A 22,491-nucleotide genomic window follows, 5' to 3' on the forward strand; every position below is an offset into this window, starting at 1 on the left:
CTATTTGAATAACCGCTTGAATAAGTAACGGAAGTATTTGGACAATTGCGTTAACTAGCGCTATAGCAATTTGAACGATGGCTTGAATAATCGTTGGTAGATTCTGAATTATTGCTCCAGCTAAAGCAATAACTATTTGAATAACCGCTTGAATAAGTAACGGAAGTATTTGGACAATTGCGTTAACTAGCGCTATAGCAATTTGAACGATGGCTTGAATAATCGTTGGTAGATTCTGAATTAATGCCATCGACACTGCAATAATAATTTGAACAATTGCCTGAATGATGATTGGCAAATTCTGGATTAATGCTTGCGTAATCTGCATAATCAGTGGAACTAATGCTTGCAACAAGAGAGGTATTGCTACAACAAGTCCTTCAATCAAAGTGATGATAATTTTCATGCCTACTTCAATCAATTGCGGTAACATTTGAGTAAACGCCTGTACTAGCGAATTAATAGCTGGAATAATAGCATTGATAATCTGTGGAAGAGCACTGACAATCCCGTTTAATATACTTAAGATAATCTGAACACCAGCCATCAATAATTGCGGAATCGATTGCGAAATTGCATCAACTATCTTAGGAATCATTGGAACAATAGCGTTGACTACATCCGGTATCTTTTCGGACAAGCTAGTAATTAATTTAGTAATAACATCAGTAAATTTAGTAATTAAGATAGGAAGATTGTTAGAAATAACATCCGCCATCTTAGTAATAATATTTACCATTACATCAGTTATCTGATCAATGTGTCCTGAAATGTAGTCAGCAATTGAATTAATAACATTAACGATAATGTCACTGAACTTACTGATGTAGATAGTCGCATTATCAACCATTGACACCATATCGTTCGACACAATATCAACGGCTTGAGAAAAGTTACCAGTTTGAGCAAATGCAATTCCAAGCTTTGAAAGCAGGCCGATAACAATCGAAATTGGCAATGATATTCCCATCAATGATGTGGCAATTCCTACAAAAATAGAAGCAACAGCTCGAAATCCTTGAGCAGTCGATAAGAAGTTTGTCAACGATTCAATAGCTGGAGTTAGATAAATAACAACTTTTCCAATCGCTTCACCAATTTTTTCGAAAACTCCTGAACTTGATTGTCTAATCGAATCAAATGCATTACCTACATTATTCTTCATTTGTTCGAAACTGTTAGCAATTGAAGAACCGCTTGACTGGGCTGAATTCTTCATTGAATCCATCACTGTTCCCATTGATGTACCAGCATTAGACAACGTTTTTGAAATTGAATTTTTAACAGAGTCGAATGATTTTTTAGCAAATGAATCAATTGCTGAAAAAGCAGATGTAGTTACACTAGCCATTTTAGAAAAGATAGGTGCAACTGCTGAAGCAATTTTTTCCATTTCAGAAGCAATTTTTCCAGTCACTTTTGAAACGGTTTCACTTAATTTTTCCCATGCTTTTCGACCTGTTTCTGTTTTTGTAAAAAACAGTGTAAGAGCAACAATAATTGCCTGTAGAGCAAGTATTCCTGCGCCAATTAAGTTACCTCCAGTAGCTACATTGAAAGCAACCATCGCTGCTTTAGCAGTTCCAGCTTCCTTTCTAACGTTGCTAAATGCGAATGCAATAATTGACAATTCCTTTGATATATTGCCTGTTAACGCTACTAAATTAGCTGCAATAATGTATGCTTTGTAAGCTGCAGTAGCTGATGCAATACCTGCTGTCAACGGTAGCATCCAATCTTTATTGTCATCAATAAATTTAAATAGGCCAGAAGTTACAGATATAATTTGGGGAATGTATGTCTCAACAACACCGTTAATTTTTTGAAATCCATCATTAATGATATTCTTTGCATCATTAAATAATTCTGCAATACCGCCCTTTATACCAGCAGACTTAATACCATTATCAATAGCTGTAATTGTATTAGCCAGACCGTTGACAACAGCGTTTCGCATGTTGGTAAACGATGTTCCAATTCCACCAGTAGCAGTACGGGCAGTATTAGCAAAGCCATTGACACCACCATCTAATTCAATGAATTTCTGATTCAATTGGTCAGTAGTTATCTTGCCAGACTCCAAAGCATTATATAGGTCTTTCTGAGCAGATTTACCAGTAAATCCAAACGCCTTGGCCACTTCATTCAACGCATATGGCATTGTTTCAGTCAACGTTCGCCATGACTGCATATCAACCTTACCAGCCGCTAACATTTGACTATACTGTTGCACGCCTCGACTAGCATCAGCCGCACTCGCTCCAGATGCCAAGAACGCATCGTTCAATGCATTGGCGGTTTTAGCTCCATCTTTCGCTGAACCAGTTAATATCGCAAAGCTCTGGGAATTTTTCGTAATGTCTTGCAGTGACGTTGGCAGACCATCAATACCTTTTTTCAAAAGTTTAATCGACTCTTGCGTGTCTTGGGTAGAATAGCCCATTTGTTTCATCACTTTGGGATACGCATTCAACGTATCGAATCGGCCAACAGCACTCGATACACTGTCTTTAACAGCATCTAATCCCTTACTAATGACAGCAAAAGCACCAGCACCTTTAGCAATATCCATCAAGCTTGCCGTGAGCTTCTTAGGCTGTTCAGCAGTCTCTTGCATGTTCCGCTTAATCTTGTCCAATGGAGCTGAGAACATGTCCTTCAAACTAAATGTAGCGTTGATTGAATAGCTATCTGCCATTAATTACCTCCTTTCTTTAATTCTCTTATCGCTTCTTCTCGTGCCCTTTTAGCACGATCAGAAAGCTCTTTTAATTGATTAACCTTGGCCTCGTCTTTCTCAATTTCGCCAGTAATCTTCTTACGAATTTTTCTGAAATCAACAATTTGAGAAGGGTTCTTAACAACGTAATTACCATCTTTGTCAGCACCCTGTACTTTTCGATTTTCAAAAGCAAAATTAGTCAGCAACTCATGTTCATCAATAGAACGCAAATCATGTGCTTGCTCTCGTAAGCGAAGCTCTTCCATGGTCATCATTTCAACTTGTTCCATGGTGGCAGTAGGCCACACATAGAAAGCCCTGCGAATTAAGCTGGAGTATTTGAGCTTGCTGGCAGGCTCTTGTCTGCCATTGCTTCTTCCATCTTCTTGTCCATGTTGTCGAACGTGTCCTTGATTGGCTTGATAATCTTGGATACTGTCGTCTTCGTCAACGGACTTGTTACTAATAAATTTTCGACTGATTCAAAAGCTTGGTCTAAATCATCAGCGTTTTCAATATCAGATTGAACTGTTTCTTCATCTTTGCCAGACATGGCAGACAACGCCTTAACCAAAGCGTATGGATCACCACCGACAATACCCATCACAATGTTCCCCATTGTTTCGATGTTGTTTTCGAAATCATTCTTAACGATTCCAAATGCGGACAAGAACTTGAACGTTACTTTCAAATCGTATTGATTTCCGTTAATAGTGATAGTTGTTTGTGACATAATAAATCCCTTTCATATAGGCCGCCCCATAAGGTACTGTGCATTTACTTGGCGACATTTAGTTATTTTACTTAGATGGTGTAGTAGTTGATGAATTGGATGAAGAACCGTAATCAGGAGCTTCATCAATGGGGGCAACTTCTGTTGGATTCTTAACCGTGTCACGGAAGAAGTTCTTAACGGTAGCAACATCAATGGCCGATACCGTAGCGAGTCCCTTAACCAATTCGCCAGAAACTGTCAAAGTCGTCTTAATTGTCGTGTTGCTGTCAACTTCTGCTGGTACTTCCCAATCAGACAAATAACCAACTCCGTATTGAGACACATATTTGCCGTTTTGAGGTGCTTGAGAGAAGTCGATTTCCCATACTTCAACAGCAAGTCCCTTCTTCTGCGCATAGGCCAATACTTGGTTTGTCAAATCATCAGATGCAATAGCCTCAATGTCGATGCTAGTTTCCAACGCGCCGACAGAGACAATGTTCCCATCTTTAGTTGATGTTGAGTCATTCTTACGACTATTCTTAATAGAATGAGTCGTTTGCAAAGCCAATCGTGTTGCATCCGCCTTATCCTTGTCCTGAAACAAGCGGAACATTAAGACCTTGTCTTTACCCTTAAGTGGTGTATTCATTCTTGTATCTCCTTCTTATAAATACTGAATATCCAGTTCCAAAACACCGTGCCACAACGGGATGTCCGTTGATTGGTCAGCAATCATTTGTTGATTGGTATTAGTCACTTGATACTTGAAATTCTCTGTACGTTGGCAATCAATAACCGCAGCTTGCAAATCGTCCATGATATTCATTACTTCCGATCGATAGTTAAACTCGGCATACACATCGACTTGAATGTGTGTAGTGCCAAGTGTTCGACCCTTAGTAGGAATATCTGTGTTTTGCTGATTGCCGACAAAAACAAAAGGATATGACTGGTTTTCATCCGGCAAATAGTCGAATGTGTCATATCCTTTCTTCCTAGACAGTTTAATGACCGTCTGAAATATTTCGTTGTATGGGTTGTTCATTTTGCCAACCTCTTTAGCTTTGAAATAAAGCTATTTCTTTCTTTGATGAATGGCGTACCAAGATACTTACGTGCCGTTTGATAACGTGTTCCGTATTCCTGATAGGCTGCGTAGTCAGTATTGAACGAAATCATGCCAGTGTAGTCAGTAATCGTTATTTTTTGGCTACGCTTCAATGTTCCACCTACATATCCAGCAGGCTTCTTTGACTTAACAGGGTAGCGTTCTCCATATCCAACAGGGACAAGTTCTTGGCTCTTTCGTGCAACATTGACTGTTGACTCTTTGACAGCTTCTTTGGCGTCTTTCATCTTGCCAACTTCATCAATTCGCTTAATCAAATCATCAAAACCATCAAATTTTACTTCAAAGTCTGCCACGATATTCCACCCCATAAATGGTTGATGAGCGATCAGTATAGGTACTGTTCTCAATCTTAAAATTATCGCCATCGATTACCATGTATCCTGACCGGACATTCACCCTATTTTGGAAACGAACCGCAATTCGCCCCTGCTTGAACGACCCAAACACTAGATTCTGGGCTTTAACACCCATACTCGTGACGTTAACTGGATATACTTCCTGTTGCTTGATTAACTTGTCATCAATGAACTGTAGACGCTTGTTATACCGCATATAATCACCACATGATAATCTTTCCACGGTTTTGTTCGGCCATATAACGAGAGATTGTTGAGGAATACTCATCAAAGTCACTGCTTGGATATCTGATTGACTCTCCCTCTTGTGAATACGAAGAATAGCCCTCGTTACCTAATCGATTGAACCGAGCAAGCACTACATTCTTAACAATTGGTTCCAGCTTATCAGGAACAGACTGTTCATCTACCATCATTGCCAATTGATCACGGGTCATCAATTCTAGCGTTTGGATTACGTCATCTTGTAAATTGTCCTTAATGCCCGCCAATGTCTTGACTGTATCAAGGACACTTGGCTTATCAGTCATTTAAGGCCTCCTTACTTTGATTCAGTAGCGGGCTTTGCCTTAGTGTTAGCCTTTGCGTTCTTGTCATTAGAGTCTGTTCCTTCTCCAGGAACGGCACCAAGCACATCATCACCAGTGGTTACATTCAATGTTGCAAATGCATCCTGACGTACTGGCAATACGGCAACGTCCATTGTCACCTTCATGGCAACCATTTCTTGTTCGAACAAGTTGATAGGTGTACCATCTTCGTTCGTCAACGTAGACAACTGAGCTGACTTGTCAATTTCAACTTCCAAGTTACCTGGCAAGCCATAGTACAAATAGTCGAAGTTACCAAATACCAAATCGCCCTTGTTCAATACACCTGGCTGAGTGTCAACAACAGGCATACCATCTAATGTCTTGGCTGCTGAGTCATACAACTTGTCAGGGTACAATCCTGCATCCTTTTGGATAGCAGTACGTAAAGCTGGGTTGTTCGTCAAAGTTGACAAGAATGCGTTACCTTGCAATCCCTTGTCGTAGAGCTTGTTTTCCAAAGCCAAGATATTGTCATAGTTAATATCACCAGACAATACTGAACCGTTGGTCTTGGCAGCGTTAGTCAATGAATCAGCATAAGGAGTGTTAATTCCCTTGATAACAGCCAAGTCAATTGCCTTGTCCATTTGTTCAACGATCAATGGTGTTACTTCTGAGAAGAAGTTAGAGTATGAGTAGTTCAAGAATTCCTTAGACACAGGAATAATAACGGCCAACTTCTGGGCTTCCAACTTGGCTTGCAAGAAAGTAGGCTTTGAAGTAGCAATGCGTTGTGTTTCGCCTGTCCAGTAAGCACCGCCTACACCAGTCATGAATGAAAACTTCTTCGTCTTCTGCCCTTGCATTTCGACATTCTTAGCGACTTGCAAGATAGCTGATTGCCCCATGATTCGGTCAATGATAGTTGTGGCCACATCTGATGGAACAGATTGAGTGGTCATCACGTTGTTCGGGTTAAATTGTTGTACCATGTTTTATTCTCCTTTATTTAATTACACGGTTTTTTTGTGCCAATTCAGCAATTGAAACAGCACCACTTAGCTGGGTAGATGAAGCGTTAGGCGTCTTTTGCTTAGAAAGATCATCAACTCGCTTGTTAACAGAATCAGCAATAACCTTCTTGAGATAGTTGATGTTATTGTTCGTTGTCTCAACGTCATCGCTTAGAATCAACGACACCAATTCATCTTCGTTAGGTAATCCAGCTTCAGCCAATGTAGACTTGGCTTGAATTGAATATTCGAGTCGCTTCAATTCCTGCTCACGCTTCGACAATTCCTTATCTCGGTCAGCTTGTTCTGCCTTAATTCGATCGGCCTCTGTCATGCGGGCTAACTTCTTAGCCTTGTCTTCACGCTCTTTTGCTTCTTCTTCCCACTTGCTACGGGCCGTTTCAATTGCCTTGGCAACCTTCTTGTCCATGAAGCTGTCTAGTTCAGATTGTGATTCAAAGCTAATGCCTTCCGTCTTGACATCTTCTTGCTTTGATTCGTTCTGTTCTTCTACAACTTCGTTTTGCGGTTCATTGTTTTCCATGTTTTACTCCTCCCATACACACCTAATCGAAAGCAAAATAAAAAGACCCATACACGGCTCATTGAGCCCCATACACGTCTTTAAATTCTTATTGCTATCAAATACTAGTCCGTACACGATAATTGTTATTTAAACAGTTTTAGGACGTATTCAGGTCACATTTTAATCAATTAATGCTGGCATAATTGAACACATACAATTCGGGTGGAACGGATACATATTTTTCCCAACTTCTGCTTTTGACAGTTCATACGGTCCAGCTTTCGCTATACTAATGCAGGTCTGGCAAGCTCTTCGTTCATACACAATGTCGTACTTATCAATTCCTGACTGCTTGTAAGAATCACGCTGAACGTCACCTTGAACTCTGGCCGTCTCAGTGATTAACAAGCGCCCTGATTGTGATGGCTGAACATCGAATAAATCTCGAAATTCCTTGTTGAATTGGTTAGGATTCTTGCCCTGCAAAATAACCTTATTCAACGTCTCATTTAGCTTATTCTTAAGCTGTTCTGTGTTCTTCCAGATATTTGTGCTAAACGTGTAAGAACCTTCTCCAGCAAGCGAATAAGCTGTATTAACTAGTTGAGATGCAGATGCAGTTGTGTAGGCAATACCTTGCCCCAGTATTGTTGACTGGCGCTTGTATTCATCAATAGCTTGTTGCGTTAAATAATCTTCTGTACTGCTTGTTATTTGTCCATTTAATCTGTCAATTTCAAGTGACATCTCAAGCTGAAGTAGCTTAAGACGACTAACACGAATCTTAAGATTATAGATTTTCAAATCAGCATTGGCTTGTTCTGAGAAGTCTTTGTCAGCAACATATTGCTTCACTTTATCAACGAATCGATCCACGTCAGTCTTATCGGCTAACTTCATCGCTTCTTCCATCGTCATTCCTTGGCCTTTGGCGTACCGAATGAAGTTGCGGTTGATGTCATCAGTAATATCATTAAGTGCTTGTTCATATAGCTTGCTCAGCACTTTAAGCTGTTCCCCAGAAGACTTCTTGATATCGTCAGCGTGATCTAACTCACGTTGAACCCAATATGATTTACTCTTCTTGTCCGCCATCTACTTCATCTCCTTTGTCGGAGTCGAATTTTATATCATTCATTGGCTCTGACTGGTCTAGCTGTTCTTCTTTTTCGTTGGCTAGATTGTTCTCTTCGGTAGTAGCATCTGTGAAGTGTGTCTGGTCATACATTGTCTTTCGTGACAACGGAATACCAGCATTTGTAAGCATTTGAACCTCTTCGCTTACTGCATAAGGCAAGTTAGGTGTAAATGTGACATTGACTGGAACATAGTTAGACAAGCCACCCTTCAAGTTAGAAGTTAGTGTTCCTAACAATTCATACCGCCGACCAAGTGACCGCTTGAATGAGTTCATCGTCTGGGCAATTGCCTGTTCAAAGCCAAAAATCTTATATCTCATTGCGACACCACTCGCATTGCCACCAAATGATTCATCAGCCAGATTAGGCACATTGGACATCATGAAGATATCCTTGAACAGCCGTTGCTGATAATTCTCACTAGCCGTGGAATTAAATTCTGGATTAATGTATTTGGCATCAATACTGGTGCTGTTACCTTCTCGGTCAGTTCCTGACTGCAATGCCAACACACCATACTGCTTAATGTTGTTGATGAGTTGACTTACACCATCTTTTCCATTTGGTGCTTGGAAGTCACCGCTGATGACCAGCAACGAATTAACCACATCAGTCATATAGTTTGATGTGTCAGAATTAACAGCATCATAGGCATCAATCAGACTGATTACGTCCTCATACCAACCTGTGCGGTAACGATTGCTTGAATACTCAATAATTGGCACTTGATTGTAGAAGTGAGGCGTGCTGTCTGTTTCCTTCAACGAACCAACAGCCTGTGTAATGTTAGCGAACGTGATAATCTCATTATCTGTGTACAAGCTAACACTGTACTGTGTCTGGTTATTATCAAGCGTATCGATTTCAACCAGTCGAACGGCAGCTAATGGATTTCGTTCAATCGTGTTGTCATAGATAACAAAAGTTTCGAATACATTAGATAACTTAACGTTGTTGTTCGAGTTTTCATCACGATATTGCAATTCATATGCTCGTCCATACTTGGCTACGTCATACATCAGCTCATTATCAAGTGTCGCTACATCGTTATACTCATTGAATGTATCAATTAATTTCTGTTCGCTGTCATCGCCAACGGTGTACTTAACAGGAACTGACGTTGTATAACCAGCAACGAACTGGGCAATAATTTTGCCAAAGTTGTGTGCTCTACGATAATCAGCCTTGTTCTCTTCCTGGCGCTTAGGTCGGCTATAAATTGTTGAATTAAGTCCTTTTGAGTACTCATCTAGTACTTGCAACCGTGGAACTTGGTAATCTAAAAAATGCTTGATAATCTTACCAAGCATTAGATAGTTATTATTAGTTAGGTCATCTAACGAACTGACCAGATAATTGATATTGCTTGCCGTATCGAACGGGAATGATTCACCGTTCATAATCGACTTAATATCTCTTTCGAAATTGTTAACTACTGCCATTACATATATCCTTTCAGCTTGGCCAAATCAGTAATATCCATTGTGTTCTGTTCCATGGCTAGCTTGTCGTTGTAAATCACATAGCGGATAGCATCCATTAAGTGGTCATTTTCTTTCACCACATCACCGTTCTTACCCCAAACATAGCGGTATATTTCGCTCCTGAACGTTGGGCAGTCGTCATAGACAACGTTGAACTGATTGTTGTGAATCTTATCAGCCACCACTTCGATACCGTTAGCAACATTCTTGTTTGCCTTAACAGCCCTGATGCCATTCTGCTTCAGGTCATAGATATGTTCTGGGTTGGCAGTATCGCAATAGAAGATAATATCTCCATAGCGTTCTTGGACATCTTTAGCAACGTTGATCCAATGGTCAATCGATTTCTTACTATCAACATGCTCTTCCATCAGCGTGTATTTGCCGTCTTTGAATCCAATAACAGCAAACGCTGTTGGGTGATTGAACCCCCAATCGACGCCAACCATAAATCGTTCATAGCTTTGTTCAAACGCCTTATCACGAGTAACAATCATGGTGTCTTTGTTAAATTCAGGATAAACAGCGCCTTCTCCGCTGACCCACAAGCCCTTGATATAACGGTCATAGAACATGCCAGGTGGAACAGTCGCTTTGTAATTATTCTTGTATCCTTCATCTAGCATCTCATTGTCATCAAATTCAAAGTGATATGCCTGAATACCATCGTGTCCAGATTTCTCAATGTAGTCTTTCAACAACCAATGTTCTGGATTGTCAGGGTTTGTGTCGCAGATAACAACAGCACCTTTACCAGAACAACGGGAACGAATTTCATCAAAGACAACCTTATTGCAAAGGCTTGCTTCGTTAATGTAAGCACCAAATGCTGTCATACCACGAATGCGACCAATACCTGAAATTGAACCAGTAGATGTTTGTACGATACGAACACCCATCAATTCAAACTCGTTATACTTGTTCATTTGAATCTTGATACCCATGTTCTGCAATTCAGCAATGATGTTGCGCTGGATGTTAGCCATGGTATAACCAGCTAGAATGTACTGCGGGTGCGTTACGCCTACTTCATCAGCGTTCTTCTTGGCATTGGCGACTAGCATGATAAACAGAAGATTATCTAAGAATGTCTTGCCACTTCTCTTAGCGCCGTACAAAATTAGCAACTTTAATTCGCCTAAAGTACGGTTCACATCAGCAATTACTTGGTGCTGTTTGGTTGTCAACTTCATTCAACACCTCCTAGACTGTCTGCAATTCCTCGCAGCATGTCATCTTGATTGTCACCGCCTCCTTGCAACTCCTTAGCCTTTGCTTCCATCAAATCTGCTTCAGCTTTGTCTTTGCGTTGCTTATTTGTTTCGGCAGAAATCTTACCATCAGCTAATAGATACTCTAGCAACTTGTCACGAGCCTTATTGCGGTCATGTAGTTCAACAATAGGGCCATCTTTTCCGACTGTAACCTTCTTAATAGCCTTAGTATCGACCTTTGACTTATCTTTTAAGGCAACCCAAGACTTGTGTCCTATTAGCTCTTTTCCGGTCGCTTCATCAGTATATTGAAACTCATCAGAACCCCAATCGGCATACGTTCCAATATCAGCTTTGGCCTCTTTGGCCATATCGTCAACCAACGAAAAAACGTCTATGCCTAGCTCTGCTAATCGAGCCTGACGTAGACGTTTGATTTCGGTTTGAATGTTAGCATTTGTTAGCAATCTAGAAGCATTTACTTTTGCCGTATCGTAGTCAACATCATAGGCATTTATATATGCTTGTGTTTGATTGGCAAGTCTCACAACCTCACTAGCAAAGGCTTTTTGCTTGTCAGTAAGGTCGCTATCTTCCAACTCTTGAATAGCTGGATGTAGCTCTTTTTTGGTTGCAACCTTTTGCGACTTGGTTGCAACTTTTTTATCAGAGGTTGCAACCTTTTTTTCGTTAGACCAATATCGAGACTTCCATGACTTAACGGTACTTAGGCTAACATCATACTTGTCTGCTATTTCTTTGTACTTCATACCTGCTAAGTAATCATGCTTAGCTTCATCACGTTTTGTCATGTCATTGCAACTCCTCCTTTCTTCTTAATTTTATGTACTAAAAAAGACAGCCTAAGCACCTTTTTTAATGCTTTTTAACGTTATTAAATGTTAAAATCTAATAAAAATATTAAGGATGTCCAGTATGTTAATTACAGATGCGAAAATTGAGTTTTCTGACCAACCAGCAATTATCCAACATGTATCTATCCCTGAAAAATGCCCTCATTGTGGTAAAAATATGTCTCCGAGAATTTACTCAGGATTTTCTGAAGATAGCTATGACTATTGGGACAAAAACCACAATCATCATAACGGAACCAAACAAAAATTTTGTATAGTATTACAATGTGTTTTGTGTAACTCGTTCTATCTAGGAAATTTCAAAGCAGATCAATTCGATTCATATGGCAAGATACTTAATTATGGTTACATAGAAGTATCTTACATACCGCCAATATCAAACGACATTCCTGAAAACGTTAGTGAAATTTCTGAAAGATTTAGTGGAATATATAACCAATCTCTAAAAGCGAAAGAATACGGCCTGACTGAAATATACGGAATGGGTTTGAGAAAATCTCTTGAATTTTTAGTAAAAGACTTTGCCATCTATCTATCCAAACTAAATAGTGATGATTCTGCCAAAATTGATTCAATCAAGGCTCAATCACTTGGACAAGTAATATCAAGTAATTTTAGAGAATTTTCAAACTTTAGTAAGCTATTCCAGTCTGCCTCTTGGATTGGAAACGATGAAACTCACTATGTAAGAAAACATCCAGAAAAAGATGCTGAATTTTTGAACAGTCTAATTAAGGTATTAGCAAATAACGTCAGTAATACAGTAATTGAACAGGAAGCAATGAAACTAGTGGATGATAACTAATCATCATCTAGTTTCTTTTTTATTTCTTCAATAGCTTCAATAATATAATTCTGGTTCTTTAATATTTCGTTTAAAGTTACCATGATTAGCTCATTCTGCATCCATCCACCTCATATGTTTACCATAATTGATCGCACCATATCGAAATCCAGCCCGCATGTTAGCATGTCGATATTCACGCTTGTCAGGCTGTTCATCCGTTACAATAGCAAATTGTTTATTGACAGCAGTAGCCTGTTCTTTGTGCCGTCGTATTCTCGTATCTTTATCTTCATACACCATTAGAACGTTGCTCCAAACCAGGCAATCTTAATGCCTAAAGTAATAATACCGATTGCTCCAGTACATAAACCTACTGCTGTCATGTACAACGCACCTACACACAACCACTCAAACGTTCGACCTACATGATTCATAATTTTATTTTTCATAATTAACTCCAAAATAAAAACCACCGTTAGAATGAACTAACTAGTGGTTTATTATTTATTATTCAACTTTACTTATTAACGAACGATAGCAACATGTACCAGTTTAACTATACCAACTACTAGTAGCATAATTCCGAAGAACTCCCACAAGAACAGCCCACCAAATAATGGACTAAACACCAACGTTACTCCGGCAAGCAAACTGATTAAGGCAGAAATGAATGTCCATACTCGGTTACTTCCCCAGCGATTGATGATTGTCATTTGAATAATACCTTCAATAGCCCATGTCAAACCAGTTAATATTCCTACTACAACAAGAAGTGATAAGGTCGCCGTTTCGATATCAAGGAAGATAAACAGACCAGCTACCATGTAAAGAATTGACATGATAATACCGATAATACGGTTCGACTTTCCTTGGTCAGTATCACGAAGAGAAACTAGTAACTTCGACACCCCAATTGCCAAAAAAGCAAATCCAATCATACCCGCTACAAAACTGGCACTCTTTTCAGGCCACACAGTAATAAAAGTGCCCATGATTGTAGAAATCAAGCCATCAATCCCAATTGTGCGTCGAACTCGTGATGTAAAAGCATCCATTTCAAATATCTCCTAAACAATAATTTTTATTCACAATTATTATATATCAAATAATAAATCATTGTTATTTAATATCAAAAATGACCATTGCATGATTTGCAACAGTCATTATGTACCGCAGACATCTTCCGCCAGGAGATGACTACTACTCGCTACCAATTTCTTGGGTCTCGGCGAGCTATGGTTCTGGCTGGAGTCGAACCAACAACAGCGTCAGCATAATTGCTGATGTGCTCTACCAGTTGAGCTACAGAACCATCTGCCAACCATTCCAGGCTGACTATTTAAAGGAGCGTAGGTGTTTCCGCACCCCGCAGAAATTCTTTTACAAAATTTCTATACTACAAATATACCACCTTTTTTTAGGTCAAAAGTCGCATGATAGTCGCATGTTTTCAGAGGGTCAAGTTTTCCACAGGCCTTGACCAATGAGACTTGTAATACTTCTCTTTAGCATGTTGTACATCACGAATGCACTGGCTCTTCGACTTATAGACCATCTCGGCAATCTTAGGCCACACATAATTCTTTTGTTCGTCGTAATGATAATCCAACATCGTGACGAGCTGTTGGTCAATTGTTTGCATAAATTGCTTAACCGATTCATAGCGAATGGTAAGCTGAATCATTTCCGGATCAGACTCTTCCCTAATAATCTGATTATCAAGGGCCCGATTGATTTCATTTTGCTTTTTACCGCCACCAACATTTTCATCACGAACAGGGTTGTCAAATCGCAATTCAAATCGTCGCCAAGAAATCTGTTTCTTGATTGTTCCCGAGAAGTAATCAGTAAATAGCTGATCAACTGTGTATTTCAAATTTATTCCCCCCTAGAAACTAAATCACCGTATAACAATACATCGAATGAATACAAATCATCACTGAGTTCTTCAATCATTATCAATTGCCCTTTTGCATAACTGTCGCTTGCCTTGTCATCATAGATAATCCAAATTTCAAATACATTTTTTTCAAACAGTGTATTTTTAAACTTATTTAAAATATATTTATTATTCGGAACAACTGTAAAACTTAATACCTTACCATAAGAATCGATTCTTATTTTTTTTACACAGTCAGTTAGCAATTCAGCATCATTAGCCTCTTCGCCTTCTTTTCTAAAATATATTTTTTTCATCTTTTCACCCTAATCTCTACCCTTGGGTTGTTCTTATCAATCTCAAATGACTCATGAAATCCCGTCACATAATTCAGACTGTCATTGGGCAAGAATGTTTTTCCTCGCACGTTCGCCTTCTGCATGCCGTCTAGAATGAATTTCTTCATAAACGCCCAGTTGTCTGAATCAGTGCGCTTATCAGGTACATACCACCGCAATTCCAACATACATGGCCACTCGAATCGAACACCGTCTACCATGGCCTGCTGGACGACTAACTGGCAGTAATTGGTTGCCTGCTTCTTCATCTTTGAGCCAATGTAACGATTCTGTCTCTCAGCCCGAATGTATTTATTGAGCGTATATGATTTAAGAACGTTTAGATTGAACTCAATCATGGCCATTAAATTTAAAATCACGAAGATACTTAAACATCAAATAGATAAACGCCCATACTACGCTTCCTGCTAATACCGTTAGTACTGCTGCAAATAGCACCAACAAATAAATTCCAATCGTACTAATCATCTACATCACCCGTTTCATATCTACTGATTCCTAATACGACATAGCCATCTTTTTGTTCGTAATCAGTCATAAAGATGATTTCCCTTAAAATCGTTTCTGCTCGATGAATCGAACTAGTTTCAATCGTTGACCGTGACGAATAAGCTTTCCTTTTATAACTTTTGTTTTCTCTGTCATATCTTGAGAGAGCCAACAAATCTCCAACTTGATAGTCTCGGTCATTCTTACGAATTTCAAATGTTTTCACGCCGGTATCAACTAAATCGAAATATTTTTCGTCTAATTTAAGTTCATGTACTTTCATCATTTGCTCCAAACTGACACAAAACGTCCATACAGTGCAGTCATCAGGTAGAATGCCATCGTCAACAACATTGGTAGTGAACTTGCTGAGTACCCAGCAGACAATGCAGTAAACCATAGCGCGATATTGACAACGTCAGCCATCAACCAAAGCGTGTAACTGTCACCATAACCCAAGAATACATAAATAGATGCAAAAGCCCCAATAACCAACGTCAGCGAGTCCCAAGCTGGGTTCGTGTCGCCTAACCATGTGTAGACGATGATGAGTGGAATCCAGATAATTAACATCAATGCCACTGTTGACATCCAATTCCCGATACTCAAATGCTTCACACCGTTTTTAATTCGATGTCCCCAATTCTTCCACGTCACAATCAGTGGAATATCAATCAAAGTCACGAATACTAATTGATCTAACACACTGGCATAGTGTCCAGCCGTCCAATTGACGTAGATGAATCCCAGTGCGCTAATAAATCCAAGCAAACCATTGATAGGCTTTCCAATCATCATGTATACCGTACATGCTGACCCAACCAACGTTGCTACTAGCGTGATAATTGATAATCCTGTAATAGGTGCGACCATGAACAATGCCAACTGCACGCCGACCATAAATGCCAGCATAACTGCGCCAGCAGTGTTCAGTGACTTAATTTCTTGTCCTAACCATTTAATGTAATTACTCATTGTTCTTCCTCCAACAGTTCCGGGTTCTCGTGAACGTTGCCGATGATAGTTAGATATTCTTTTGTATCCTGGTAAGCAAAATCGCCAAAATTGTAATCATGATTGGCGGTTACAAACTGAATGTCTGGACAGAATGTAACGTATCCAACTCTTTTATTGCCGAAATCATCCCACTCGGCAATGTCCCCCTCATAGATTTCTTTTCCATTCTTGTCATGCAGGCCTGTGTATTGTTCCAAAATACGTTTATTTTTAAATTCTTCAGTTCCCTCGTAATCAATCGACTCTGTATGAGCAAATCTAAAACCAACCATGTCATCAAAGTCTTCTCGGTTCCCATAACTCATACCTGGAATATCTCCACCGTAAATTTCATGTCTGTTTTGATCCCATTCTCTAAACTTAATCTCTCTCATCACTTCTCCTCTTCTAATGCAACTGCTTTAAGCTTTATTCCATAATCTTTTTCCAAGAATAAAACTGCATTTTTAACAGATTCAATATCATCTGTTCCATCAGCGTATTCCTTTTTGCAAGTCAAAATAAATTTGCCTGTCGTTGAATCCTGACAACGAATGTACAGATTTTTTAATTCGGAATCAGCCTTTACAGCATCTGAAAATTGAAATTCCATAACTTTCATTCCGTATTTTTCCATCACTCAACCTCTTCCCGATAAAACATGTCTGGGTTATAGCCCCATTCACGGATTTCTGATTCAGTAAAAGCACCCGGTCTTGCGTTGATAAAATAACTATCTGTCGGATAACCAATGGGATGTTCAATAATCGTCTTACGAAGACCATTTCTGTCCGTCTTCTTTGATTTCCAGTAATACTTTTTCTCTTTCTCAACGAACTGGTCATGTGCCCAGTCACGATATTTTGGAAGGGCGATTAACAAAAGTTCTTGGTTTAGGTCTTTAATTTTTTCGCTTTCTACAGTTTCGTTGTAAAAAATATAATCATAAATATTTTTAAGATTAACGATTACAGCCTCTGATTTGTGTTGTTCAAAATATAAGTCAGCAATTTCAGCAATCTTCCGATATTCTTCTTCAGTAAATTTTTTATTCATCACTCCACCTCTTCATCAAGTGTGACTATTGCCACGTAATCATCTGAATAATTACCAGCTTCGTCATAAGCCTCTTCATAAGTTAAATCTCTGTATTCAAAAGTTTCAAAATCTCCATAAACTGTAACTTTATATTTTTCCATTTATTCCACCTCTTCTCGTTCAAACATGTCTGGGTTGTAACACCCTTCCCGTACTTCTGTTTCAGTAAATGAATCACATGGTTTAGATGATGGGTGGTACATATCAATTGGATGCCCATCTGAACTTTTCACCAAAACTTTATATTCACCATTGTTAAAACGTTTTTTAGAAATCCAGTGATACTTCTTCTCTTTCTCAACGTACTTTTCCTTAGCTTCTTCACGAGTAGCTGGGTTAGCAATCGCCATAATTTCTTGATTTTGCAAATTAAAATCTGGATAAAAAACGTTATCCTGATCTGGCGCTTCCATTCAACCACCTCAATCACCGTAATAGGCAAACCGCCACAGCTTCTGGCAATTCGTGTTTAACAATGCCCTTTTCAATCCGTCCTAAATCTTTTTCGTCAATTCCAATAATCTCGCTGGCATCAGCCAACTTTAACTTGGCACGCAAGCGTGCTTTTTTGTATGTCGTTGTCATTTTAAAAATTCCTTTAAATGTGTTTTCCTGAAGAGCAATATAGCCATCAATTCTTCTTTGCTGTCGTGCGGTTGCTTTTTGGCCATCTCCTGCAATTCAGCATTTTTGGCCAATTTTGGCTCTTTCATTCTCGTAAGTCCTCCATTCCGCCAAATATCAATTGATTCGATTCCTTCTTAGCAATTAGTCGGCTGATAATCTTGGGATTATACGAGCGGTCAAGACTGTTAGCATCTCCGCTAATCTTTTGGTTAGTCGTGACAATGTTTGTTTTGGTTCGTTTGCCAAACTCGTCCTTAGCTTGCCTTGCCTCCGCTAACTCATACATAAACTTCTGCATTGGCTCACTGGCCTGCTTGCCACTGTTGCCCATTCCGCCAGCTTCACTGCCGAAATCATCTAGTACCAGTACATCGACCTTTTTCATCAGTTCCTTGGCGTAACGCAATCGTTCTTGTTGCTGATAGTCGTTGAAGTTGTGTACTTTGTCTGATAGCGCCACGGTGCTGACAAACATAACGGTCTTGTCTGAATGTTCTTTTAAAGCCTGTATCATGGACAATGTTAGTGCTGTCTTACCTGTTCCAGCATTTCCTGCCATTAGAATATTAATACCTGGGCCATCAATCACTCGCTTGGTTAGCTTCCTAGCCTTTAGCTTTAATTCCTCTGCCTTGGACACATTCTCTTGTTGCTGTGGATCCCAGTGGTTGAAATCAAACTTCTGTCGGCCACCGCCACCCCAAATGCTCCAGGTTTCAAACTTCTTGTGTTCTGATGCCTTTAGCTTTTGATACGCTTCCTGGTCAGCCTTAGCCTCTCGCATCTTGATGTAAGTCTTCATCTCTTCGTCATTTAGTCCGCTTAGTTTCTGCTTAGCCCGCTTGTAAGCAGGAACCGTTTCAAAGCTTGATTCAATCCCTTTCATAGCATTAGCTAAACTTTCCATCTATCCTCCTAAAAGTCCCAATCACCATAGGCCTTGGTTAAGTCTTGGTTTCCAATTGTTCCTGATGATTGAGTCGTATACTCGTCTTCCCAACCAGCTTGATTGAACCAAGTATCAGCATTCTTGATGTACTTATTATCAGTTCCTTGAGCTTTTAGCTGTCTAATATAGCTGTTAAGTCCTGACTTAATGTCTTCGTGTTTAACTCCGTCTTTGATTGCCTTCTTGTATTTTGTAAATGAGGTCTTTTTATTTCCTCTTGGTCGTTTTGGATAGAGCGACCAAATATCTGAAAATTGATTTTTTAATTCAATCTCACTGTCAGCCTTCGGCTGACTGTTAGTGTTTTTAGTATTAGTATTATTAGTATTGGTATTAGTATTAGTTAAATTAGTATTAGTAGTTGCGGGTTTTCCGTTAACGGTTTTCCAGTTACTGGTTTCCCGTTGACGGGTTTCCAGTAACCGGTTATCAGTAAACGGTTCATCGTATACCGTGATGATTAAACTAGTAAATTTTCCTAATTCTCCATGTTCTTGCTTCGTTTCAACATATCCAGCATCCTCTAACTCTTTAAACGCTTTGTTAGTAGCATCACGCCCATTAGTTGCCCAATCTACTATGTTTGATTTATAAAATACCCAATCATCGGGCTTAGAAAGCATTTCTACTAACAATCCTTTGGCCTGTAATGAAAGATTTTTATTGTCAATAGCGCTATTACTTACCTGGGTAAAATTCCGCTTATTGCCACGTCTTAAAATTGATTTCTGCATCTACCGACTCCTAAAATGGCAGGTCATCAGCACTAATATCAATTTCGCCATTGTTTGCTGATTGGCCAGCAAACGGATTGAATCCAGTCTGCTCTGGTTGCTTACTTGCAAATGCGTTGCTTGATGGTGCTTGCGCATTTGGCGAACTATTCTTGGCCTCAAACATGTCACGAGTAATTCCATCTGGCTTTGATCCATCACTATCAATATGGGTCTTAGCTCGAACAGTCAGGTTAGTTTTACCAGTGTAATCACTTGTCTGCCATTCAACTTTGATGTTGATTGTCTTACCAATCATTGATTTCACGTATTGAGCAAGTGAACTGAATTGAACACCGCTCTTAGCTCCTGCAGCAATAGCCATGTTGTTGAAATTCTTGGTTGAGCGTTCAGCTTCTTCTGCTGTTCCGTCTTTCCAAACCATGTTGTCATAGCGGACTTTTCCGCCCTGATATTCGCCATCAATCACTTCATAATCAAAGACTGCCATTTCACTTCCAGTTGATGACGTTTTGGCCTCTGATGAATCCAAAATCTTCACGTTGTAAGTACCTGATTCTTGTACTGATTGACCAAATACGTTGTTCTCGTCTGTTGTAAATCCAAATGCCATAGTCTTATGCTCTCTTTCCTAATTCGTTAGCTACTTCTGCTACTTGTTCATCGAATGTTTTGTCGGCCTTTTTAGGCGCTTTCTGTGGCTTTTCAGTTGGTATCTCTTTCTTTTCAGCAGGTTCTACCAATTCGTTTGCCTTAATCAATATTCGCTCATCAATTCGGTTCTTACCGTGGTTTCCTTGTTCTGGATCAAAGTCGATAAATCGTTGACCATCTTGCTTGTAGATACGACCAACAATGTCGAATGGGGCTGACAAAGCATTAAAAGTCTTTTGGTTCATGTCAGCCTCAAAGCGTCCCTTGCCGTCTAATCCGCTTGCACCATTGTCAATCTGGTGGGCAGTTACAAGAACTGTCTTTCGGCTCTTGCGCAATTTCATTCCCAAATTTCTGAACCACGACTGCAACTTTTGATAATTCTGACGACCGTCTTTGCTTCTTCCATCAATGTTATCTAGCACCCAATTTTGAAGTGCAGTCACGTTGTCCAAGATGATGATGTCAAAGTTTGGACTACTAATTGCTGAATCCACATAGTAGTCAACCTGTGACTGTATATTCGGCGCATCAGAATCATCAAATGCAAATACGAATGTGTCTGTTGTGTCTGATAAAGCGTTGTATGATCCATCAAAAATGAAGCTTACTTTGTTACCTTTAAATAGCTTTGAAAGGCTTGTTTTACCAGTCCCACCATCTCCATAGATGAAATACATGTTCCCTGATGGAATAATCTTCCCTGGTTTGAACTCAATCATGGTTAGTCTCCTTTCTTACTTTTTGAAATTAACTTTTTCAGTCTTTTTGATAACTGTTACCTCATCAAATTCTTCTTCGTTGAGAATCTTTTTGAGTTCTGTCACGCCCTTGAATTGAAGCACATCTAATCCATATGCTTTCAAATACTTGAGCATAAGTTCAGGGTCATTAACTGTTACTCTTCGACTACCTTCATCCATCTCAATGTCATCAATGTGGCCACCGTCAATCATGAATTCTCGTGCGTACTTCTTGAATTTCTTGATGTTTCCTTCCATTTCTTGAATTTTGAAGTACACTTCGCTTTTCTGACTGGGCGACAATGATTTGAAAAAGTCTTCATTGCCCAAATCAACTGCTGATGTGATTTCTCCGTATGGATCTACAATTGATACGTCTCTCATAATTGAACCCCTAATTCTTCTAAGTAAGTCTCGAGCTCTTCCACTTCTTCGCTTACTTCAGACCGCTTGATATATAGTTTTTCCAACTTGTCTTGCACTCGTTCAATCTCGTCAGCGTTTCGATCAGCAATGTGGTATAACGCCATATCGTCTGCAACTCTATTACCTGTTGTTGCCATGCTTAGTCCTCCGTTTTTGAAAAACCTGAAACAACCACATCTGTGGCTACTTTATCTGTTAAATCATGTACCAATTCGCTAAGCGTATTAATTAACCCTGATTGATTGCTGATAACTTCTGCCTGTGATTTAATGGTTTTGATATATTGTTCTTCGTTCATTAGTCCTCCCACCCCACTAGATATGCTGGTGTGACTCCATAGAACTTGGCTAACTTTTCCCATGTTTCTAGTTTTGGCTCTCTTGAGCCGTATTCGTAATTTGTATATGTCTGTCTTTTCATACCCAGCTTTCTATGAACCTGTGATAGAGTTAGACCCTTGCTTTTCCTTAATTCGTTTAATCTGTTTTTACTCATGTGCCCTCCGTGGTATACTAGAGGCATAAATTATTTTTAGTTGGATAAATTTATGCCTAAGCTCGCTCTGCTAAGCGGGCTTTTTTTGCGCGCTTTAAATCTCGTTTTGCCAGCCGCTTACCCTGATGAGCAAGATCGTTGGTAATATCGTTCTCAATGTCATAGGCATCAAACAACGGTGCTCGCTTGTAGTATTTGTATGCCATGATTGACAGCGTTGTAACTCCTGTTCCAATCACAACCATAAATAAATCATTGAATTGCATTAGTGCCATGTTGTCGCCTCCTACATAACCTGTTCCGTTTCTAGGTTTTCAGCAATCCATTCGACTACCTTGTATTCCAGATAATATTTCCGTTTCTTTCCTGGTAGTCGGAAGTATTGAAAACCTGGTTGGTTAACCATTTCCTCAACTCCATCTCGTGACATTGACTCGATTTCATTTGTTAACTGAGCCACGTTTAGCAAACGTGCCCCATCTTTCATGAGCATATAACCACCCCCTTTCTGTTATCCTTTAACTACTGGCATTGCAGTGCCTA

The 22,491-nt window shown here is 39.5% G+C and carries 38 protein-coding genes and 1 pseudogene; 1 reads left to right on the plus strand and 38 read right to left on the minus strand.

Going from position 1 to position 22,491, the window contains the following annotated elements; all coding sequences use genetic code 11:
- The 13 genes from AABI08_RS03445 to AABI08_RS03505 all read right to left on the minus strand — a co-directional run.
- Nucleotides 1–2,698, minus strand: a 2,698-nt coding sequence (locus tag AABI08_RS03445; RefSeq protein ID WP_338344246.1) for a tape measure protein, incomplete at its 3' end; no start/stop codon positions are given.
- A complete protein-coding gene (locus AABI08_RS03450; RefSeq protein ID WP_338344248.1) occupies nucleotides 2,698–3,012 on the minus strand; it encodes a hypothetical protein in 315 nt (104 codons plus the stop codon). The genes AABI08_RS03450 and AABI08_RS03445, both read right to left, overlap by 1 nt.
- Nucleotides 3,013–3,047: 35 nt before the next feature.
- Nucleotides 3,048–3,455: a tail assembly chaperone gene (locus tag AABI08_RS03455; RefSeq protein WP_047975465.1), complete on the minus strand. Its 408-nt coding sequence runs from the start codon at nucleotides 3,453–3,455 to the stop codon at nucleotides 3,048–3,050.
- 67 nt (nucleotides 3,456–3,522) lie between these two features.
- A complete protein-coding gene (locus AABI08_RS03460; RefSeq protein WP_338344250.1) occupies nucleotides 3,523–4,089 on the minus strand; it encodes a phage major tail protein, TP901-1 family in 567 nt (188 codons plus the stop codon).
- A gap of 15 nt (nucleotides 4,090–4,104) precedes the next feature.
- Nucleotides 4,105–4,485 carry a gp17 family tail completion protein gene (locus AABI08_RS03465; protein ID WP_338344253.1) on the minus strand — a complete coding sequence of 127 codons (381 nt, stop codon included), beginning with the start codon at nucleotides 4,483–4,485 and terminating at the stop codon, nucleotides 4,105–4,107.
- Nucleotides 4,482–4,865, minus strand: coding sequence for an HK97-gp10 family putative phage morphogenesis protein (locus AABI08_RS03470; RefSeq protein ID WP_338344255.1), 384 nt, complete (start codon nucleotides 4,863–4,865; stop codon nucleotides 4,482–4,484). The genes AABI08_RS03465 and AABI08_RS03470 overlap by 4 nt, the downstream gene beginning before the upstream one ends.
- Before the next feature lie 263 nt (nucleotides 4,866–5,128).
- Nucleotides 5,129–5,458, minus strand: a complete 330-nt coding sequence (locus AABI08_RS03475; RefSeq protein ID WP_338344257.1) for a phage head-tail connector protein — start codon at nucleotides 5,456–5,458, stop codon at nucleotides 5,129–5,131.
- Between the two features lie 11 nt (nucleotides 5,459–5,469).
- Nucleotides 5,470–6,453 (minus strand): phage major capsid protein, encoded by a 984-nt coding sequence (locus tag AABI08_RS03480; protein ID WP_338344259.1) that lies wholly within the window; start codon nucleotides 6,451–6,453, stop codon nucleotides 5,470–5,472.
- Between the two features lie 13 nt (nucleotides 6,454–6,466).
- Nucleotides 6,467–7,018 (minus strand): DUF4355 domain-containing protein, encoded by a 552-nt coding sequence (locus tag AABI08_RS03485; RefSeq protein WP_338344261.1) that lies wholly within the window; start codon nucleotides 7,016–7,018, stop codon nucleotides 6,467–6,469.
- A gap of 162 nt (nucleotides 7,019–7,180) precedes the next feature.
- The gene (locus AABI08_RS03490; protein WP_338344263.1) at nucleotides 7,181–8,095 is read right to left on the minus strand and encodes a minor capsid protein; all 915 of its coding nucleotides are present in this window, start codon (nucleotides 8,093–8,095) and stop codon (nucleotides 7,181–7,183) included.
- Nucleotides 8,076–9,581, minus strand: coding sequence for a phage portal protein (locus tag AABI08_RS03495; protein WP_338344265.1), 1,506 nt, complete (start codon nucleotides 9,579–9,581; stop codon nucleotides 8,076–8,078). Before AABI08_RS03495 ends, AABI08_RS03490 begins: the two co-directional genes overlap by 20 nt.
- Nucleotides 9,581–10,816, minus strand: a complete 1,236-nt coding sequence (locus AABI08_RS03500; protein ID WP_338344267.1) for a PBSX family phage terminase large subunit — start codon at nucleotides 10,814–10,816, stop codon at nucleotides 9,581–9,583. Before AABI08_RS03500 ends, AABI08_RS03495 begins: the two co-directional genes overlap by 1 nt.
- Nucleotides 10,813–11,649 carry a terminase small subunit gene (locus AABI08_RS03505; protein WP_338344269.1) on the minus strand — a complete coding sequence of 279 codons (837 nt, stop codon included), beginning with the start codon at nucleotides 11,647–11,649 and terminating at the stop codon, nucleotides 10,813–10,815. Before AABI08_RS03505 ends, AABI08_RS03500 begins: the two co-directional genes overlap by 4 nt.
- A gap of 124 nt (nucleotides 11,650–11,773) precedes the next feature.
- Between AABI08_RS03505 and AABI08_RS03510 the strand changes: the two genes are divergently transcribed.
- On the plus strand, nucleotides 11,774–12,517 hold the full coding sequence (locus AABI08_RS03510) for a hypothetical protein (RefSeq protein ID WP_338344271.1): 744 nt from the start codon (nucleotides 11,774–11,776) through the stop codon (nucleotides 12,515–12,517).
- A gap of 90 nt (nucleotides 12,518–12,607) precedes the next feature.
- Here the strand turns inward: AABI08_RS03510 and AABI08_RS03515 are convergent, their stop codons facing one another.
- From AABI08_RS03515 to AABI08_RS03635, 25 genes and pseudogenes are all read right to left on the minus strand, one after another.
- Nucleotides 12,608–12,799 (minus strand): hypothetical protein, encoded by a 192-nt coding sequence (locus AABI08_RS03515; protein ID WP_338344273.1) that lies wholly within the window; start codon nucleotides 12,797–12,799, stop codon nucleotides 12,608–12,610.
- On the minus strand, nucleotides 12,799–12,948 hold the full coding sequence (locus tag AABI08_RS03520; protein WP_338344275.1) for a hypothetical protein: 150 nt from the start codon (nucleotides 12,946–12,948) through the stop codon (nucleotides 12,799–12,801). Before AABI08_RS03520 ends, AABI08_RS03515 begins: the two co-directional genes overlap by 1 nt.
- A gap of 75 nt (nucleotides 12,949–13,023) precedes the next feature.
- Nucleotides 13,024–13,554 carry an HdeD family acid-resistance protein gene (locus AABI08_RS03525; protein WP_338344277.1) on the minus strand — a complete coding sequence of 177 codons (531 nt, stop codon included), beginning with the start codon at nucleotides 13,552–13,554 and terminating at the stop codon, nucleotides 13,024–13,026.
- A gap of 181 nt (nucleotides 13,555–13,735) precedes the next feature.
- A pseudogene (locus tag AABI08_RS03530) lies at nucleotides 13,736–13,811 on the minus strand.
- Between the two features lie 138 nt (nucleotides 13,812–13,949).
- Nucleotides 13,950–14,375 carry a transcriptional regulator gene (locus AABI08_RS03535; RefSeq protein ID WP_338344279.1) on the minus strand — a complete coding sequence of 142 codons (426 nt, stop codon included), beginning with the start codon at nucleotides 14,373–14,375 and terminating at the stop codon, nucleotides 13,950–13,952.
- A gap of 2 nt (nucleotides 14,376–14,377) precedes the next feature.
- Nucleotides 14,378–14,695 carry a hypothetical protein gene (locus tag AABI08_RS03540; protein ID WP_338344280.1) on the minus strand — a complete coding sequence of 106 codons (318 nt, stop codon included), beginning with the start codon at nucleotides 14,693–14,695 and terminating at the stop codon, nucleotides 14,378–14,380.
- Between the two features lie 502 nt (nucleotides 14,696–15,197).
- Nucleotides 15,198–15,509 carry a DUF3850 domain-containing protein gene (locus AABI08_RS03545; RefSeq protein WP_203619181.1) on the minus strand — a complete coding sequence of 104 codons (312 nt, stop codon included), beginning with the start codon at nucleotides 15,507–15,509 and terminating at the stop codon, nucleotides 15,198–15,200.
- The gene (gene pnuC, locus AABI08_RS03550) at nucleotides 15,509–16,201 is read right to left on the minus strand and encodes a nicotinamide riboside transporter PnuC (protein ID WP_338344281.1); all 693 of its coding nucleotides are present in this window, start codon (nucleotides 16,199–16,201) and stop codon (nucleotides 15,509–15,511) included. Before pnuC ends, AABI08_RS03545 begins: the two co-directional genes overlap by 1 nt.
- A complete protein-coding gene (locus AABI08_RS03555; protein ID WP_338344282.1) occupies nucleotides 16,198–16,617 on the minus strand; it encodes a YopX family protein in 420 nt (139 codons plus the stop codon). The genes pnuC and AABI08_RS03555 overlap by 4 nt, the downstream gene beginning before the upstream one ends.
- On the minus strand, nucleotides 16,617–16,859 hold the full coding sequence (locus AABI08_RS03560; RefSeq protein ID WP_338344284.1) for a hypothetical protein: 243 nt from the start codon (nucleotides 16,857–16,859) through the stop codon (nucleotides 16,617–16,619). Before AABI08_RS03560 ends, AABI08_RS03555 begins: the two co-directional genes overlap by 1 nt.
- Nucleotides 16,859–17,278 carry a hypothetical protein gene (locus AABI08_RS03565; protein ID WP_338344286.1) on the minus strand — a complete coding sequence of 140 codons (420 nt, stop codon included), beginning with the start codon at nucleotides 17,276–17,278 and terminating at the stop codon, nucleotides 16,859–16,861. Before AABI08_RS03565 ends, AABI08_RS03560 begins: the two co-directional genes overlap by 1 nt.
- Nucleotides 17,278–17,421 (minus strand): hypothetical protein, encoded by a 144-nt coding sequence (locus tag AABI08_RS03570; RefSeq protein WP_338344288.1) that lies wholly within the window; start codon nucleotides 17,419–17,421, stop codon nucleotides 17,278–17,280. The genes AABI08_RS03565 and AABI08_RS03570 overlap by 1 nt, the downstream gene beginning before the upstream one ends.
- Nucleotides 17,422–17,733, minus strand: coding sequence for a hypothetical protein (locus AABI08_RS03575; protein WP_338344289.1), 312 nt, complete (start codon nucleotides 17,731–17,733; stop codon nucleotides 17,422–17,424).
- Nucleotides 17,734–17,746: 13 nt separating this feature from the next.
- On the minus strand, nucleotides 17,747–17,905 hold the full coding sequence (locus AABI08_RS03580) for a hypothetical protein (RefSeq protein ID WP_338344291.1): 159 nt from the start codon (nucleotides 17,903–17,905) through the stop codon (nucleotides 17,747–17,749).
- Complete coding sequence (locus AABI08_RS03585) at nucleotides 17,902–18,033, minus strand: hypothetical protein (protein WP_338344292.1); 132 nt, start codon at nucleotides 18,031–18,033, stop codon at nucleotides 17,902–17,904. The genes AABI08_RS03580 and AABI08_RS03585 overlap by 4 nt, the downstream gene beginning before the upstream one ends.
- Nucleotides 18,030–18,854, minus strand: a complete 825-nt coding sequence (locus AABI08_RS03590; protein WP_338344295.1) for an AAA family ATPase — start codon at nucleotides 18,852–18,854, stop codon at nucleotides 18,030–18,032. Before AABI08_RS03590 ends, AABI08_RS03585 begins: the two co-directional genes overlap by 4 nt.
- Nucleotides 18,855–18,862: 8 nt before the next feature.
- Entirely contained in the window at nucleotides 18,863–19,630 is a 768-nt protein-coding gene (locus tag AABI08_RS03595; protein ID WP_338344296.1) for a hypothetical protein, read from the minus strand.
- A 10-nt stretch (nucleotides 19,631–19,640) separates the two neighbouring features.
- Complete coding sequence (locus AABI08_RS03600) at nucleotides 19,641–20,243, minus strand: DUF669 domain-containing protein (protein ID WP_338344298.1); 603 nt, start codon at nucleotides 20,241–20,243, stop codon at nucleotides 19,641–19,643.
- A 4-nt stretch (nucleotides 20,244–20,247) separates the two neighbouring features.
- Complete coding sequence (locus AABI08_RS03605; protein ID WP_338344300.1) at nucleotides 20,248–21,006, minus strand: AAA family ATPase; 759 nt, start codon at nucleotides 21,004–21,006, stop codon at nucleotides 20,248–20,250.
- A 15-nt stretch (nucleotides 21,007–21,021) separates the two neighbouring features.
- Nucleotides 21,022–21,411 carry a hypothetical protein gene (locus AABI08_RS03610; RefSeq protein WP_338344302.1) on the minus strand — a complete coding sequence of 130 codons (390 nt, stop codon included), beginning with the start codon at nucleotides 21,409–21,411 and terminating at the stop codon, nucleotides 21,022–21,024.
- Nucleotides 21,408–21,590, minus strand: coding sequence for a hypothetical protein (locus AABI08_RS03615; protein WP_338344304.1), 183 nt, complete (start codon nucleotides 21,588–21,590; stop codon nucleotides 21,408–21,410). The genes AABI08_RS03610 and AABI08_RS03615 overlap by 4 nt, the downstream gene beginning before the upstream one ends.
- Before the next feature lie 2 nt (nucleotides 21,591–21,592).
- On the minus strand, nucleotides 21,593–21,751 hold the full coding sequence (locus AABI08_RS03620) for a hypothetical protein (protein WP_338344305.1): 159 nt from the start codon (nucleotides 21,749–21,751) through the stop codon (nucleotides 21,593–21,595).
- Nucleotides 21,751–21,975 (minus strand): helix-turn-helix domain-containing protein, encoded by a 225-nt coding sequence (locus tag AABI08_RS03625; RefSeq protein WP_338344307.1) that lies wholly within the window; start codon nucleotides 21,973–21,975, stop codon nucleotides 21,751–21,753. Before AABI08_RS03625 ends, AABI08_RS03620 begins: the two co-directional genes overlap by 1 nt.
- A gap of 29 nt (nucleotides 21,976–22,004) precedes the next feature.
- Nucleotides 22,005–22,223, minus strand: coding sequence for a hypothetical protein (locus tag AABI08_RS03630; RefSeq protein WP_338344310.1), 219 nt, complete (start codon nucleotides 22,221–22,223; stop codon nucleotides 22,005–22,007).
- An 11-nt stretch (nucleotides 22,224–22,234) separates the two neighbouring features.
- Complete coding sequence (locus AABI08_RS03635; protein ID WP_338344312.1) at nucleotides 22,235–22,441, minus strand: hypothetical protein; 207 nt, start codon at nucleotides 22,439–22,441, stop codon at nucleotides 22,235–22,237.
- Between the last annotated feature and the right edge of the window lie 50 nt (nucleotides 22,442–22,491).

Origin of the sequence: Fructobacillus evanidus (genome assembly GCF_963580165.1) — a bacterium.
Taxonomy (GTDB): Bacteria; Bacillota; Bacilli; order Lactobacillales; family Lactobacillaceae; genus Fructobacillus; species Fructobacillus evanidus.